General features: G+C 69.4%; 13 protein-coding genes. 8 read left to right on the top strand and 5 right to left on the bottom strand.

What is annotated here, in order from left to right; genetic code table 11:
• Positions 1-3 precede the first annotated feature (3 nt).
• The 5 genes from JKV81_RS33815 to eccE form a co-directional block, all read right to left on the bottom strand.
• The gene (locus JKV81_RS33815; RefSeq protein WP_202079459.1) at positions 4-1,878 is read right to left on the bottom strand and encodes an ABC transporter substrate-binding protein; all 1,875 of its coding nucleotides are present in this window, start codon (positions 1,876-1,878) and stop codon (positions 4-6) included.
• 197 nt (positions 1,879-2,075) lie between these two features.
• Positions 2,076-5,093, bottom strand: coding sequence for an SCO5717 family growth-regulating ATPase (locus JKV81_RS33810; protein ID WP_202079457.1), 3,018 nt, complete (start codon positions 5,091-5,093; stop codon positions 2,076-2,078).
• A gap of 358 nt (positions 5,094-5,451) precedes the next feature.
• Positions 5,452-5,685: a DUF397 domain-containing protein gene (locus JKV81_RS33805; protein WP_124274972.1), complete on the bottom strand. Its 234-nt coding sequence runs from the start codon at positions 5,683-5,685 to the stop codon at positions 5,452-5,454.
• A gap of 83 nt (positions 5,686-5,768) precedes the next feature.
• A complete protein-coding gene (locus JKV81_RS33800) occupies positions 5,769-6,479 on the bottom strand; it encodes a hypothetical protein (RefSeq protein WP_099177829.1) in 711 nt (236 codons plus the stop codon).
• Complete coding sequence (gene eccE / locus JKV81_RS33795) at positions 6,476-7,816, bottom strand: type VII secretion protein EccE (RefSeq protein WP_202079455.1); 1,341 nt, start codon at positions 7,814-7,816, stop codon at positions 6,476-6,478. Before eccE ends, JKV81_RS33800 begins: the two co-directional genes overlap by 4 nt.
• A 183-nt stretch (positions 7,817-7,999) precedes the next feature.
• On the opposite strand from eccE, the gene eccB reads away from it, so the two are divergent.
• The 8 genes from eccB to JKV81_RS33755 all read left to right on the top strand — a co-directional run.
• Positions 8,000-9,532 (top strand): type VII secretion protein EccB, encoded by a 1,533-nt coding sequence (eccB, locus tag JKV81_RS33790; protein ID WP_202079453.1) that lies wholly within the window; start codon positions 8,000-8,002, stop codon positions 9,530-9,532.
• 11 nt (positions 9,533-9,543) lie between these two features.
• A complete protein-coding gene (gene mycP, locus JKV81_RS33785) occupies positions 9,544-10,788 on the top strand; it encodes a type VII secretion-associated serine protease mycosin (RefSeq protein ID WP_129265774.1) in 1,245 nt (414 codons plus the stop codon).
• 147 nt (positions 10,789-10,935) lie between these two features.
• A complete protein-coding gene (locus tag JKV81_RS33780; protein WP_129265776.1) occupies positions 10,936-11,376 on the top strand; it encodes a DUF2563 family protein in 441 nt (146 codons plus the stop codon).
• Positions 11,373-13,100, top strand: a complete 1,728-nt coding sequence (locus tag JKV81_RS33775; protein WP_202079451.1) for a hypothetical protein — start codon at positions 11,373-11,375, stop codon at positions 13,098-13,100. The genes JKV81_RS33780 and JKV81_RS33775 overlap by 4 nt, the downstream gene beginning before the upstream one ends.
• Positions 13,101-13,125: 25 nt before the next feature.
• Positions 13,126-14,373 carry a S8 family serine peptidase gene (locus tag JKV81_RS33770; RefSeq protein ID WP_202079449.1) on the top strand — a complete coding sequence of 416 codons (1,248 nt, stop codon included), beginning with the start codon at positions 13,126-13,128 and terminating at the stop codon, positions 14,371-14,373.
• Positions 14,374-14,451: 78 nt separating this feature from the next.
• Positions 14,452-14,805 carry a WXG100 family type VII secretion target gene (locus JKV81_RS33765; protein ID WP_099177836.1) on the top strand — a complete coding sequence of 118 codons (354 nt, stop codon included), beginning with the start codon at positions 14,452-14,454 and terminating at the stop codon, positions 14,803-14,805.
• Between the two features lie 64 nt (positions 14,806-14,869).
• Positions 14,870-15,169 (top strand): WXG100 family type VII secretion target, encoded by a 300-nt coding sequence (locus JKV81_RS33760; protein WP_099177837.1) that lies wholly within the window; start codon positions 14,870-14,872, stop codon positions 15,167-15,169.
• 289 nt (positions 15,170-15,458) lie between these two features.
• The coding region (locus JKV81_RS33755) for a helix-turn-helix domain-containing protein (protein WP_202079447.1) at positions 15,459-15,632 on the top strand (174 nt) is incomplete at its 3' end.

The following is a 15,632-nucleotide window of genomic DNA, read 5'->3' as shown; positions in this document are numbered from 1 at the left end:
GGACTATTCACGGTCTTCCGCGGTGGAACGACGACGCATGGCGAACAGCAGCCCGCCACCGGCGAGGACGACTACAGCGATACCGACGCCGATGAGGACTCCGGTGGAGCTGCCGCTGTCGCCGGACGAACCGTCCGACGCTCCGGCGGCCGGGACCGCCGACCACCAGCTCCAGTAACCGTCCTGACCGTAGATGTTGCCCGCGGCGGAGGGCATCGTCGTGATCGACTTGATCTGGTCGGTGCGGTAGGCCTCGACGGCATTCGGGTACGCCATGACATTCATGTATCCCGTGTCGTACAGCCGCGACTCCATCTGCTTCACGAGGTCGGCCCGTTTGGCGGGGTCGTATTCGGCCAGCTGCTTCGCGTACAGCTCGTCGTACTGCTTGTCGCAGATGAAGTTGTCCGTCGCCGCCGTCTGCTTCGCCTTGGCCGGCAGGGCGGCGCAGGTGTGGATCGACATCACGAAGTCGGGGTCGGGGTTGACGGACCAGCCGTCGAAGGCAAGGTCGTACTCACCGGCGAACCAGGGGTCGGAGACGTTGTCCATGCAGTCGACCTTCAGGCCGACGCCGAGCTCGCCCCACCACTCCTGGAGGTACTTGCCGATCGCCTTGTCGTTGGGGTCGGTGGCGTGACACAGGATGCGGAAGTCGAGCGGCTTGCCGTCCTTGCCGGTCCGCTTGCCCGCGCCGTTCTTCTTGTAGCCGGCCTCGTCGAGGAGGGCGGCCGCCTTCGCCGGGTCGTGGGCGAGTTTCTGCTCGCCCGACGGCTTCCAGAAGTACGAGTCGTAGCGGGGCGGGATGTAGCCCTCGCCCTCCACGGCGTAGCCCTGGAAGACCTTGTCGATGATGGTCGTGCGGTCCACGGACAGGAAGAGCGCCTGACGGACCTTCGGGTCCTTCAGCGCCGGGTTGGCGTCGCCGAACTTCTTGCCGTCCTTGGTCTGCGCGCCCGGGTTGACGGCCAGCGCGTAGAAGCGCCGGCCGGGGGCGTCGTTCACCTTGATGTTCTCGGTGGTCTTCAGCGACGCGGCCTGCGCGGGCGTCAGGCTCGGGCTTCCGGCGACGAAGGAGACTTCACCCTTTCGGAGGGCGGCGACCGCTGCGTCCTGGTCCTTGTAGTACCGGAAGACGATCTCGTCGAACTTGGGGGCGCCCCGCCAGAAGTCCTTGTTGGCCTTCAGCTTCACATAGCTGTCGACCTTGTAGTCCGTCAGGATGAACGGCCCGTTCCCGACGATCGGGAACTTCGTGTCGTTGTTGAACTTCGAGAAGTCGCCGACCTTCTCCCAGACGTGCTTGGGGACGATGGGCACATCCAGCGCCGTCATCGTGGCCTGAGGCTGCTTCAGCTCCACGACCAGCTTGTCGGGGCTGGGCGCGGTCACCTTCTTGAAGTTCGAGACGAAGCTGCCGTTGGAGGTGGCGGCTCCCTCGTCGGTCATCATCTTGTTGAAGGTCCACGCCGCGTCCTCGGCGGTGGCCTTCTCGCCGTCCGACCACTTCGAGTCGTCCCGGATGGTGTACGTCCACGTCAGCTTGTCGGCCGAGGGCTCCCACTTGGTGGCCAGACCGGGGATCGCGTGGCTGTCCTTGGCGTCGTAGTTGGTCAGGAAGTCGTACATCAGCCGGCTGATGCTCGTGGAGAGCAGCCGCTGCGCGAGGAACGGGCTCAGGGAGTCGACGCTCTGCGCGACCGCGACCGTGAGCGTCGACTTGCCGTCGGCGGCCTGCGCCTCCTGCGGCGCGGAGCCGAGCGGGCTGCCGGGGACGACCGATCCGGCCGTCAGCGCCAAGGCGGCGGCTCCGGCGGCAAGAAGGATACGCAGACGGCCGCGTGGGCGGGGGGAGCGTGGAGGGAATCTTGTGACCATGGACGTGGACCTCGCGTCATGTCTCGCATGGTGAAGGCGGGCAGATCTCTGGTTCGCCAGCTGGTGAAGCGAAGGTTTATCAGCGGCGGTCGAGTCGCGTCAACGGTCCGCCAAACCGCGTGTGGTCTGCGGGAATGCGATGAGGGCCCGCACCGGGTGAACGGCGCGAGCCCTCATTGGTTTAGACCTCTACTGCCTTACTGCTGAGGCGCCGACGGCGGCTGCGGAGGGTGCTGCTGCCGGCCCGCGGGCGGAACGGGACCTTGCAGTTCGGACTGTCCCTGCTGATGTGCCTGGCCATCGTGGTGCGCGGGCGGCGGAGGCGGCCCGGCCGGGGCGCCGCCGGGCTGAGCCTGGGCGGGCGGCTGCTGCTGCCAGGCGTTGTTCTGCGCGGCCTGGCCGGGGTACGGCGGGTAGGCCTGCTGAGGCGCGGCGGCCTGCTGTGGGCCCCCGTAGGGCTGCTGCCCGCCGTACGGCTGCTGGGGCGGGTACGGCTGCTGCTGCGGCTGCCCGGGGTACGGCTGTCCGGGGTACGGCTGCTGCCCCGGGTAGGGCTGGCCGGGCTGGGGCGCGTACGGCTGCTGTCCGGGGACCTGCTGACCCGGCGTCTGCTGACCGGGCATGGGCGGGGCGAACTGCGGCGGCGGGTTGCTGCCGTCCGCCGTCCACAGCCCCTGCTGCTGCTGGGCGCGCTGGAAGTCCTCCGCGACGAGCGCCGAGAGGTTGAAGTACGCCTCGCGGGTCTTCGGCCGCATCATGTCGAGGTCCACCTCGGCGCCCGCCGACAGGTGCTCGTCGAACGGTACGACCACGACGCCCCGGCAGCGGGTCTCGAAGTGCTGCACGATGTCGTCGACCTTGATCATCTTGCCGGTCTCACGGACACCGGAGATGACGGTCAGGGAGCGCTGCACCAGTTCCGCGTACCCGTGCGCCGACAGCCAGTCCAGCGTCGTGGAGGCGCTGGAGGCGCCGTCGACGGACGGTGTCGAGATGATGATCAGCTGGTCGGCGAGGTCCAGCACCCCGCGCATCGCGCTGTAGAGCAGGCCGGTGCCCGAGTCGGTGAGGATGATCGGGTACTGCTTGCCCAGGACGTCGATCGCCCGCCGGTAGTCCTCGTCGTTGAAGGTCGTGGAGACCGCCGGGTCCACGTCGTTGGCGAGGATCTCCAGGCCGGAGGGGGCCTGCGAGGTGAAGCGGCGGATGTCCATGTACGAGTTGAGGTACGGGATCGCCTGGACCAGGTCGCGGATGGTGGCCCCGGTCTCGCGGCGCACCCGCCGGCCGAGCGTGCCCGCGTCCGGGTTGGCGTCGATGGCGAGGATCTTGTCCTGCCGCTCGGTGGCCAGGGTCGAGCCGAGCGCGGTGGTCGTCGTCGTCTTGCCGACACCGCCCTTGAGGCTGATGACCGCGATCCGGTAGCACGACAGCACCGGCGTACGGATCAGGTCCAGCTTGCGCTGCCGCTCGACCTCCTCCTTCTTCCCGCCCAGCTTGAAGCGGGAGGCGGCGGACGGCGTACGGCTGCTCTTGGCCTTCTGCTTGCCCCGGACCAGCCGGTCCGACGACAGCTCCACGGCGGCCGTGTAACCGAGCGGCGCACCCGGTACGGAGCGCTCGCGCTGGTCATGCGTGACCGGCGTCGGCCACGCGGACCCGGTGCGGGGGCCCACGGGCGGAGCCTGGGGCGCGGGCGGCTGGGGCTGGTAGGCCTCGGGCTGCTGCTGCTGCTGCGGAGCGGGCAGGTTCGGTGTGCCCTGGGGCGCCTGCTGGGGTGCCTGCGGAGGGAGCGGGGCGCCCTGCGCGGGGAACTGCGGCTGCTGACCGGCCTGCGGGAAGCCGTAACCACCCTGGGGCTGTGCGGCCGGAGGCAGCTGGGGCGCACCCTGCGCGGGGAACTGCTGCTGGGGCGTCTGGGGGAACCCGTAACCGCCCTGCTGGGGGGTCTGCGGGAATCCGTAACCACCCTGCTCGGGCGTCTGCGGGAATCCGTAACCACCCTGCGGAGCAGGCGCGTTGGGCTGTACCGGCTGCGGGGGCGCGGGCGGGGACGGCTGCGCGGGCACCGACGGCGCCGGGGGCTGGGGGAAGCCGTAGCCGCCCGAGGCGTCGGCGGCCGGAGCGGGCGCGGGCTGCTGCGCGGGCCACTGCGGCGCGGACTGCGGGGCGCTCGGCTGCGGTGCGGCGGGCTGGAAGGCTGGCGGCAGGGGCGGGAGGGCGCCCTGCGGGGGCGGCGCGGGAGTCCAGGGGGCCGGAGCGTTCGACGGCACGGCGCCCTGAGGTGCGTCACCGGACGGTGCGCCGGCGGTCGGCGCCGCGGTGGGCGGCGCCGTGGGAGGCGCGTCCTCGGGTGACGGGCCGCCGGACGGCGCGCCCTGCGGCGGGGTACCGGCCGGGGGAGCGTCCCGGGGGTCGGCGCCGGTCCGGGAGCTCGCCTGCTCGGCCGCCCGCTCGGCGTCCGTCTTCGGCCAGTCGTCGATCTCCTGAGCCGGCGCCTGCGCGTCATCCGCCTCCGGGGAGGCGGGCTCGGCGTCGCCCGCTTCGGCTTCCTCGGCCCCGTCGGAGTCCCGCTCGTCCGCCGGACGGGCCGGGTCCGTGGCCTCGGGCTCGGCCCCGGCCTCGTCCTCCGCCGGAGCGGATGCCAGGGGGGCCGACTGCGGCTCCGGCTCCGGCTCCGACACCGGCTCCGACACCGGCTCCGACTGGGCTTCGGCCTGGGCCTTGGCCGCCTCGCGCTCGGCGATCTCCTGCTTCAGCGCGGCGGGCGAGAAGCGCATGGTGGCGCCGCTCTCCACATCGCCACCGCCGAACGGACCGGACGCACCGCCCGCCGCGTCGGACTCCTCGGAGCTCGACGTGGGCGGAGCCGGCGCCGGTGCAGGGGGAGTGGGCTCGTACGAAGGCGAGGGCGGCTCCGAAGAGGCGGCCGAAGCCGCCTCGGACGGCGCTGCCGGAACCGGCGGCCAGCCGGGCTCGAAACCGCCGGACGACGGCAGCCCGGGTACGGCCAGCGGCGCGCCCTGCGGCGGCGGAGGCGGTGCCAGGTGCGAGCCCGCACCGCCCGAGGAGTCGCCCGGCGCGTTCTGCGTGTACCAGGCGGGAGGGGTGTAGTCGATGGTGAACTCACCCGTCATCTCGGCGGGATCCGCGTCGGACGACTCGTCGACGGGCGTGTTCCATCCCCCGCTGATCTCGTCCCGATCGCCGTTCACTTTGCCTCCTGGTGTGGTCGAGCACCCTTGTGCCGTGGTGGGTGGGGGCGACCGTTCCCGTTCTGGCCGGTCCGCCCGGCTCTCCCCCTTGCGACGCGCAGTGCCTGCCCGCAGGTTCCTCTGCCGCGCCCCCACCCACCCTAATCGCCATGGGGCGCACTACGGCAGGCCGTATCGCCCGCGGCAACTGTCCCGTAGGTCACGCACGGCTCTTCCGTGCGACGAGTGCGTCAGAAGGTGAAGGAACGGGCCATTTGTCGCGCATCGGGACGGGGTTGGACAGAGCGAACGGCGCCCGTCCCGGACACAGCGAGAGGGCGGCAGTCACCGACAGCCGCCCCCGCACCCCGCATCCGCCCTACTTGAGGTCGAACTCCCCGTCGCGCGCGCCCAGCACGAACGCGCGCCACTCGGCCTCCGTGTAGCGCAGTACGGTCTCCGGATCCAGCGACGAGCGCATGGCGACCGCACCTCCCGGGAGATGGGCGATCTCGACCCGCTCCTCGACGTTCTCGGTACCGGGTGCGCTCAGCCACTCCACATCCGAGATGTCGAGAGCGTAGAGCTCGTCCTTTTCCTGCTGGGTGCCCATGCGCCCGTCCCTTCCGTCGAACCGTGTCGTTCCCCCGCCATGATCCTGAAAAGCGGCCGGTCCGGGGGCCGAACGGGAGAGGTTCAGTCCATCCTGCGAGCAGTGCCCAGCAATCCGGTCTCCACATCCGTCGCGCTGGTCATCACCCAGTGGCGCTCACGGCCCGCCACCCAGAGGGTGACACCGTCGGCCAGCGTGGGCAGGGCCTCGCTCTCGGCGCGTGCGAGCCCCAATATGCGGCCGATCTGCTCCGCCTCGGCCGGCGACACCCGCTGCACGCCCACCAGCGTGGCCGCGCGCATCAACCGCGGCGCCACAGGGCTCAGATAGGGCAACAGCGTCAGCACCGACTGCCACGGCGAGGACACCACCCGGCCGCGGGGCGGCCGCATGCCGCAGTCCCGCACCACGACGACCGGGCTGCCGACGGTGGCCCCGGTCGGCGGCACCCGGCCCACATCGTGGAGCGAGATGCACTCGAGACCGGCGCCGGCCGCCTGGGCCAGCGTCGTCCACGCCTGCGTACGGCCCGTCTCGACCGCCACCCGCGCACCCGTGCCCGCCGCGCGCAGCGCCAGCACCTGCGCGGTCCACAGACCACCGATCAGCAGGACGTCGTACGGCGCGGGCCGGTGGAACCCGATCATCTGCGGGCGGCCCTCGGCGTCGTCACCGATGATCACGCCGTCGTCCCCCACCGGCAGCGACAGCGCGCCCAGATGGTCCGCCGCCAGGGTGTGCCCGGCATGGCGCGGACCCAGCAGCCCCCGCCTCGGAGCGATGTTCTTCGTCACTGCGCGCCTCCCAGCGGGAGCGTGGCCAGGACACCCGGCAGCTGCTCGCGGTCCAGCCGTACGAGACCGACCTCCGCGTGCCGGGCGGCTTGCTCCAAAGTCCTTCGTACGCCGACCAGTTCGGTGTCCGAGCCGCCGGTGATCCGGACGTGGCCGCGTACGGAGACATGGCCCTGGTGCGTCCCGCGGCGCACCGTCAGGCTGAACGTCGTCGCGTACGCCGGTACCGAGGTCAGCAGCGCCACGAGCCGCGGCAGCGGAGTCGCTCCCCGGCCCAGCTCGGGCCAGCGGTCGACCGCGTACGTGGTGTGCCAGCGGTCGTCGCAGCGCCAGACCCGCGTCGTCTCCGTCGTCCGCCGCTGAGGCGCGGCATCCGGGCGTCCCGCACGCGCCGACAGGATGGGGTTCGCGCACGCGGACGTCGCCACGGCGGAGTTGAGCTCCTCCTGGTCCAGCACCGAGGCCCGGAAACCCGCGCCCGTGATGCGGCTCGCCACATGGTCCGCGACCCGCACCAGACAGCGCTGAGCCCCTCCGATCCCGCCGCCGCGGGCCTCCACGGCCTCCCGGCACAGCTCCGGATCCAGCTTCACCGCCACCCAGGTCATCCGCAGCGCGGGCGCCCCGGTCCTGTCCTGGAGCGGGGCGTACGAGAGCCGGGCCACCGACCGCTCCGGCAGATGCGGCGCCGGAGCGGGCCGCACCTGCTGCACGAGCTGCGCCGACTCCAGCACGATGTCGTCCACCGCGAGCGCGTCACCCAGCAGGGACAGCGGCAGTGCACGGGCGCCCATGGCCTGACGGAGCGACTCCCCGCTCGCCTCGACCCGGACGACCGCGGTCAGGAACGTGCCGTCCCCGAGCATGCCGACCGTGCGGCGGGCGCCGTCGACGTAGATGTAAGGGGCGAACCCCGGCACGTTCTCCGCGACCGGAGCCAGCTGCGGCTCCGTCTCGGCCGGGGGCGCCGTAGCGGTCCGCCGGCGGCGGCGCAGGGAGGACACGGTCGACAGCCAGTCCTGGACGGCGCGGCCCCGGCGGCGTACCACCGCGAGAAGGATGAGCAGGCAGGCGATCACGCCGGCGGGGATCATCCAGGCGCCGCCGAGCGCAGCGCCCACCACGGCGACCGCCAGGGCCGCTTCCACGAGCACCATCTGCCGCAGCGCGGGTCCTACGCGGCCGGTCCTGGAGATCGAATGGAGCGTGGTCGCCGCGGGGGTGTCCGCCGAGCTGCGGGGGGCCGTGCCGTCAGGCCCGTTGCTGCGTTGCCGCCGGGAAGGGGCGGGCGTTCGCTGGGTGGACCGCCTCGTGCGCTCGCCCGTCGCTGCAGCCATCGCCGCGTTGCCCCCTCGTGTCCGTATTCACCGTTTTTTTCACGGGCGTTGATCGGGCGATCACCCTACCTGAGCGGTGAATGCCAAGTGCCAACAGGCATAGTAGGGGTCCCGGTCGGCGGCAGCGGTCCACGGCGGGTGTGGGAACCTGGTCGCCCACTGGGGAGAAGGGGCAGCGCGCACATGGCATCACGGCGGGACGAACTCAATGCCTACACCTTCGCGAAGCGGAGGTTGGTCGCACAGTTCCTGCAGCCCCACCCGTCAGGCTCGGAGGAGGGCGCACCGCGCCCCCTGCGCGCGGTGGTCCCCGGAGCGATCGTCGGCGTCGTCGTCCTGGCGGTGTTCGGAGCCTGGGGGATGTTCAAGCCCGTGGCACCCCAGAAATGGGACACCCCGTACGAGAACGTCATCATCGCCAGCAAGTCCACCACCCGCTACGTGGTGTTGGTGACCGACGGCAAGACGCAGCTCCACCCCGTCCTGAACATGTCCAGCGCCAAGCTGCTCCTCGCCCCGGACAAGGGCCAGGTCGTCAACGTCAGCGAATCGGTCCTCGACAGCGGCAAGATCCCGCACGGCGCGACCCTCGGCATCCCGTACGCCCCGGACCGCCTGCCCGACAAGTCCCAAGCCGGCGCCGCGAAGCGCTGGGCGGTCTGCGAGCGGCCCGGCGAGGGCGGCAGGGCCATCCAGAAGGCGGCGTTCGTCTTCGCGGAGCGCGAGAAGGGGAAGACCGAGGGCGCGAACAAGCTGCACGGCGGCGAGCTGATGTACGTCGAGGGCCCCGGACCGGACAGGACCCGCTACATCGTGGACGCCACGGGCACCGCGTACGAGGTGAAGAACGACGAACTGCTGCTGCGCACCCTCGTCGGTCCGGACCGCACCCCCCAGCGGGTGTCCGCCGACTGGCTGGACACCCTGCACAAGGGCGACCCGGTCACCATCCCGGCCATCGAGGGAACTCCCGGCGCCGACGCGGGCGTTCCGGGAATCCTGCAGGACGAGGACAACAAGGTGGGCATGATCCTCGCCGCGGTCTCCGGCACCGGAACCCAGCAGTACGTGGTTCTCCCGGGCCGGGTCGCCCCGGTGTCCGACTTCGTCGCCAAACTCCTCCTCAGCAGCCGCGACCTGGTCGGCCTCGACCAGGACGGCAAGGCGCAGTCCGTCAGCGCCGGCGCGTTCGAGCCCGGCGAGGCTTTCGGGCAGGAGAAGAAGTGGCCCACGAGCAAGCCGGAGCCCGTCAACTCCGCGAGCACCGAGAGCGGAAGCCGTAACACCGTGTGCAACGTCCTGCGCTCGGTCTCCGACAAGAACGGCACCAGCACGCTCAGCACCTGGGCCGGTACGGGCTTCCCCGCCACGCTCCCCACCGGCTCCAGCAGCGCGTACGTCACGCCTGGCTCCGGCCAGCTCTTCCGCCAGTTCAAGGGGTCCAGCCCCGAGTCCGGCCCCCTCTTCCTGGTGACCGACACCGGGCTGCGCTACGCGATGCAGTCCAACGGCGACAGCGTCGAGGACGACTCCGGGATCGGTGAGTCCGGCACGAAGGAGGAGAAGGCGCAGAGCCAGCAGGAAGCCCAGCAGGCGCAGAACCACCTCGGGTACAAGGACGTCGACCCCGCGCCCGTACCGGCCGCCTGGTCCGCCTTCCTGCCGACGGGCCCCCGTCTGTCGACCGGCGCCGCCCGCCAGCCGCAGGGTTCGTGAGGAGCGACCACGTGACCACGCCCTCATACCGGCGACGGCTGCTGACAGCCTCGGCCGCCACCGCCGTTCTCCTCGTCTCGCTGCCGGTGCTGCCCGCAGCCGCGGACGACTCCACCCAGTGCACCTTCCCCGCGAAGAAGTACGCAGGCCGGCCCTGGGCGCTCCAACGCGTGCTGATGGACGAACTGTGGGAGCAGTCCACGGGCAAGGGCGTCCGGGTGGCCGTCATCGACACCGGGGTCGACGTCAAGAACCCGCAGCTCACGAAGGCCGTGGACGCCGGGAGCGGCAAGAACCTGCTGGACAAGAACATCAAGGACGAGAACGGCAACAAGATCGAGCGCGGCAAGGAGAACGGCACCACCGACGTGGTCGGCCACGGCACCAAGGTCGCCGGCATCATCGCCGCGCGGGAGGCCAAGGGCACCGGCTTCACCGGCCTCGCTCCCGACGCGACGATTATCCCGATCCAGCAGAACGACGCCGAGGGCCACGGCACGGCGGAGACCCTGGCGGACGCCATCAACTACGCGGCCGGGCAGGGGAGGGCGAATGTCATCAACATCTCCCAGGACACGGCCAACGCGGTGAAGCCCACGCCCCTGTTGGAACAGGCGGTGAAAGCGGCCCTGGCCAAGGAGATCGTGGTGGTCGCCTCGGCCGGCAACGACGGCCTGGGCGGAAACGTGAAGAAGACCTACCCGGCGTCGTACGACGGTGTCCTGGCCGTCGCCTCCTCGGACCGCAACAACGAACGTGCGGCCTTCTCCCAGTCCGGCGACTTCGTGGGCGTCGCGGCCCCCGGCGTCGACATGATCTCGACGGTCCCCGGCGGGGGGCACTGCTCCGACAACGGCACCAGCTTCTCGGCCCCGTACGTCGCCGGGGTCGCGGCCCTCATCAAGGCCAAGCACAAGGACTGGACGCAGGAGCAAATCGTCGCCCAGATCGAGCAGACGGCGGAACGCTCGATCGCGGGCCACGACCACCTGGTCGGCTGGGGTGTCGTCGACCCGGTGCGCGCCCTGACCGAGGACGACAAGCCCATCGAGAAACCGGTGGCACACGAAGGTGTGAGCAAGGGCAAGGCGCCGGTTCCGGCCGCCATCCATCTGGGCGAAACCGCGGACGAGCGCAACGCCAGGCTCGCCACGTACGTCGTGGTGGGCGGAGCGGTCCTGGTGGCCGCCATCGCGGGTGCGGCGGTGACCGTGAGGGACAGGAATCGGCGGCAGGGACGGCCCGGCGGAGTGTGACGCCGTGGAAGTCACGTGATGGACAAGACAGTTGGTCCTGTCAGTGCCATTGGCTAGAGTGATGTGATGGGGTCAGTGCTGTTCACGCGGGTGCGATAGCAACGCGAAACGGACTGAGCAAACGGGGAAACGGGGAAGGACAGCAACGTGGCCAAGGGAAAGGGAGATCTCCGGAAGGGCGTAGGCGCCCTGGAGGAGTTCCAGAAAAAAGTGAACGCTTTGCTGGCGGACCTCGAGAGCTCACCGGCCGGCAAGTCGAAGGTCGCGGAACAGACGGTGTCGCGTAACGCATTCAGCGGACACAACGCCTCTTTCGCGGAAGCGGACGGGCTCTACGCCCAGTACAACCGTGTTCACGAATCCCTGGTCACCCTCTCGAAGTCCCTGGGCGAACAGATCGAGTACCTGAGCCTCGGGGTGCATGCGGCGGCAGTCGGCTTCGACAACGTGGACGACGACACCCGGCGCCGGTTCTACGAGATCCAGGCGCACATGGACGCCGAGCGCGAAAAGGCGGCGCGGGCGGACGAGCCTGCCAAGCCTGAGAATGCTGACAAGCAGTATGAGGCGGGGTGGGCAGCCGAATGAGCGAGCCGAAGACGCCGGAGACAGGTTCCGAGGAGCCGGAGCTGACTCCCGCGGAACAGCAGCAGGAGGACAAGGAACGCGTCGCGGGGCAGTTGGTCGTCACCGACGTGACCCGCCAGATGCAGGACGTGATGGAGGTGTTCGGCCTCGGCAGCGGCGGCTCCTCCGGCCGGACGTCGTTCGAGGGCCACGACCTCAACGCGATGATCGACCTGATCGAGAACTCCAAGCCGGAGCACCTCGAAGAGGCGGGCAAAGCGCTCCTGAAGGCGCGTTCCGCCATGGAGACGGCGGCGGGCGAGCTCGAGGGCTTCATCGACCGTGTCGACTGGGAAGGCGAGTCCGGAACAGCTTTCAGCAACTGGGGCAAGGGCCTGGTCGCCCATGCCCGGAAGCTGGGTGCCTTCGCCGAGGTGGCGGGTACCCAGATCACCGTCGCAGGTACGGGTCTCGCTTCGGTCCGCAACTCCCTCCCGCCCCGGGACAGCCGCCTGGTTCGTAAGTCCCCGGAGGACATCGAGAGCCCGGCGCGGATCGAGGAGAACCCGGAGTACGCGGCGGCGCTGAAGGTCGAGAAGGACCGTCAGGAGGCCATCAACCAGGCGAACCGGCTGGCTTCGTACTACGCGGTGTCGGAGGAGACGCTGGCGGCACAGGAACCGCCGCGGTTCGAGAAGAAGCTCGATGTGGCGATGCCGCGGCCTTCGAAGAGAAGAGGTGATGGGCAGTCGGATTCCTCGTCGTCGGTTTCCGAGTCGCCCGGCGCCGTGGACTCCGGCGGCGCGTCGCGTCATGCAGTGATCGGCAGCCCCGGTTCCTCGTCGGGCGGCCAAGGCTTCGAGACGCCAGTGCCAGTAATGCCTGTCCCGGAAAGGGGCGTCTCGACAGAAATCGACAGCGTCGCCACCGCGCCACCCCCGGCGACTTCCCAGGTCACTACACCTCCTCCCACGCAGACCACGGGCCCGTCGGTAACGGGGCCGGGCCTGACTCCCCCCGTGACGAACAGCTTCCTGAGCCCCATGACCAATGGTTCACGAAACCCTCAGACACAGACGGGTGCGCCCAGACCGGTGGGCCAGCCGGCGGGCGGTACCCGCTCAGGTGGCGGCCCGACAGCCAACGGCCGGACCACTGGTCCTCAGGTGGGGCGCCCCTCTCCCATGAACGGAGGCACATCCTCCGCCCGCGGGGTCACCGGTCCGCAGTCCCCAACCGCCGGCCGATCGGGTGTCACGGGTGGCAGGCCGACATCAATGGGTCATGCAGGCACGTCCGGCACTTCCGCCCCGCGCGCAGGCCGGAGCGGCATCGTCGGGGGTACACCCCAGCGTTCCGCGCCCGGGACGACCGGAGGCACGCGAGGTGCCGCACGCGGCACGGTCATCGGGGCCGGGGGAGCGGGGCGGCCGGGCGGTCCGGTCGGCGGGGTCGGACAGCGCGGCGTCGTCGGCAACGGAACCGGCAACGCCCCTCGTCCCGCAGGCCGGGGTACGCCTAGTACCAACGGCGTCGTCGGCACGCCCCGTGGAGGTCCCGCACGTCCCGGGGCAGGCGCGAAGGGCTTCACAGCAGGCGGTGCGGGGCTCGTGCGCCCAGCAGGCCGGAAGGACTCCAGGGACGAGGACCAGGACGACGGCACGCAGCGTCCGGACTACCTGACCGAAGACAGAGAGACGTGGGAAGCCGGCCGTCGCGGAGTCGCGCCGCCGGTGATCGAGTAGGTACACGGAAGGTTCGGAAGTCGGGATGACAGCAGGAATGAGCCAGACCCGAATGCGCCTCCGGCTGAGAGGGCGACTTCTCGGCGCGATGGCCGTGGCAACTGCGTGGAGCATCGGATTTGGAGGTGCTGCTCCGTCGGCGGTCGCTGCAGACGTACAGGCGGATCAGTGGTACCTCAAGCCCATGCAGGCCGAGGAGATGTGGAAGACCACCACGGGGGCAGGCATCACAGTTGCTGTCATCGACACTGGCATCAACCCTTCGACGCCGTCCTTGAAGGGGCAGGTCCTCAAAGGGCTTGATGCTACGGGTGCCGAAGGGGACGAAACTGACGACTATACCGGTCATGGCACAACGATGGCGGAGCTCATTGCCGGTACTGGGGAAGGCGGAGGTCTGAAGGGTCTTGCCCCTGGAGCGAAGATCATCCCCATGAGGGTCGCGGACACTGACTTCCAAAACTCCCATTCGGTCAATGCCTACGACTCTGCGGACTCAATCCGTGCCGCTGCTGATAGTGATGCCCAGATCATCAGTATGTCGTTTGGTAGCGAATTTAAGATGGATCGAGAAATTGAAGCGGTAAAATACGCTCAGGGTAAAGGGAAGCTATTCTTCGCTGCCGTTGGAAATGAGGCAAAGAAGGGTAACGCGCCGATCTATCCGGCCGCTTACCCGGAAGTCGTCGGTGTCGGAGCGGCCGATAAGCAGGGTAAAGTGTCCGATACTTCTCAGTACGGCAACATCGTCGATATCGCCGCACCCGGTGACGATGTGCCTTTTTGGTGCGATGAAAAATTCGAACGTTATTGCCGAGGGGACGGCGGAACGAGTGCGGCCACGGCTATCACATCGGCCTCTGCTGCCTTGGTCTGGTCCGCGCACCCGGACTGGACCGCGAACCAAGTCCTCAACGTACTGTTCGACACGGCTGGCCGGGACTGGGAAAAGGGCACGCTCAGCAAGTACCTGGGTCACGGCCTGATTCGCCCTTCCATGAACATTCTGAAGGGTAAGGGCGATCCCGGCGCCCCGGACATCAGCCCGCTCACCAAGGAGAAGACGTCCGGCTCCGCCGGATCGGCTGCCCCCTCCGCATCAGCTTCGTCACAGCCTGGCGAGAAGAACAAGACTGAGGACGCAGCCATGGCAGGCTCCAGCACGGAGAAGGACGACAGTAGTCAACTGGGCCTGATCCTCGGCGGAGTGGCCGTGGTGCTCGTCCTCGGAGGCGGCACTTTCGTGCTCGCTCGCAGGCGCCGTTCCGCCTGATTGACCGTAGTTCCTCATACGAACCCCCGGCGGCGTACCGCCGGACCGAACAAGAGCACCAGGAAGGAAGCCAGAACTATGGCGGATCAGAAGCTTTCAGATGAGATGCTCCTCAAGCTGGAAGGCGAGCTCACCAAGCGGTTCGATTCCGTGAGGGGCCAGCTGAAGACGCTGCAGGCGACGATCGACAGCCTGGAAGGTGCCTGGAAGGGTATCGGCGCCAGCGCCTTCAACGTCAAGCAGGCTGACATCAACGTGAAGATGGGCAACATCGCCACGCGTCTCGTCAACTTCCAGGAAGCCATCAAGGCGGCCCGGACCATCTCCGGCAACACCGAAGACGAGATCAGGCAGGCCCTCCAGGGCGTCGACGTCGTCCCCGGCCACTCGGGCGGCTCCGAGGCCAAGACGTCGGCCATCAACGCTCTCTGAGACTTGCCGTACCCCGTACCACGTACGGGCCATCACACCGCACTAGATTGAACTGGAGGACCGTATGCCGACCAACGACGGCACGATGGTTGTCACTTACTCGAGCCTGGAGCAGGCCGCCGGTGACATCGACCGGCAGAGCAGGCAGCTTCAGGAGGACCTTGCGGCGATCAAGCGCATGGTTGCCAACGTGTCCGAGCTCTGGGTGGGCGAGGCCAAGTCGGCGTACGACGCCGCCCAGGCCGGCTGGGACCGTGACGCCACGGGGATCCACACCGCTCTGTCGGAGATCTCTCGCAAGGTGCGTGACGCCGGTACGTCGTACCACGCGGGTGACAAGCGGGCGCGGGCCAACTTCGAGTAGGTCTCGCCGGAGAACAACACAGGTCAGGGTGGGCACGCACGGGAGGTGCCCACCCTGACGTGCGTCCTGGGACAACGCTGTACGTCAAGCACAGAACCGGCCCAGATCAGATGGGTGAGTCCCCCTCGACCGCAGGTCCACAAGTACCGGGCTGATACAGAATCCGTTGTACTGGTTGACCTCCGGGACTGGGCGGGCAACTGCCCGTGACCGCAGGGAGCGTCAGCGTTGTACCGGGCAGCACCACGGGTCCGGTGCTGAGCGGACACGGAAGAGCGGGCGGTGGGTCATGCAGGCAGGTGAAAGGGCCGGCGACGCGGCCAACAACGAGCCTGAGTTGTCGGACAGCCTCAAGACGTTCGGGGCGGTGCTGAAGGCGCTACGGGATGAAGCCCACCTCACCCAGGAGCAGTTCGCGCCGCTGGTGCAGTACTCGGCGGCGTACATCGCCAAGATCGAGCAG

The organism is Streptomyces silvae, from assembly GCF_016745505.1.
Taxonomy (GTDB): Bacteria; Actinomycetota; Actinomycetes; order Streptomycetales; family Streptomycetaceae; genus Streptomyces; species Streptomyces silvae.
Note: the sequence above shows the minus strand (reverse complement) of the source record. Positions and strands in the feature narration are given on the sequence as shown.

Excerpts from the sequence above, each read along its gene's own strand:
- JKV81_RS33815 (WP_202079459.1), bottom strand. The coding sequence starts at position 1,878 with ATGGTCACAAGATTCCCTCCACGCTCCCCCCGCCCACGCGGCCGTCTG.
- JKV81_RS33805 (WP_124274972.1), bottom strand. The coding sequence starts at position 5,685 with ATGGGCACCCAGCAGGAAAAGGACGAGCTCTACGCTCTCGACATCTCG.
- eccE (WP_202079455.1), bottom strand. The coding sequence starts at position 7,816 with ATGGCTGCAGCGACGGGCGAGCGCACGAGGCGGTCCACCCAGCGAACG.
- eccB (WP_202079453.1), top strand. The coding sequence starts at position 8,000 with ATGGCATCACGGCGGGACGAACTCAATGCCTACACCTTCGCGAAGCGG.
- JKV81_RS33775 (WP_202079451.1), top strand. The coding sequence starts at position 11,373 with ATGAGCGAGCCGAAGACGCCGGAGACAGGTTCCGAGGAGCCGGAGCTG.
- JKV81_RS33770 (WP_202079449.1), top strand. The coding sequence starts at position 13,126 with ATGACAGCAGGAATGAGCCAGACCCGAATGCGCCTCCGGCTGAGAGGG.
- JKV81_RS33765 (WP_099177836.1), top strand. The coding sequence starts at position 14,452 with ATGGCGGATCAGAAGCTTTCAGATGAGATGCTCCTCAAGCTGGAAGGC.
- JKV81_RS33760 (WP_099177837.1), top strand. The coding sequence starts at position 14,870 with ATGCCGACCAACGACGGCACGATGGTTGTCACTTACTCGAGCCTGGAG.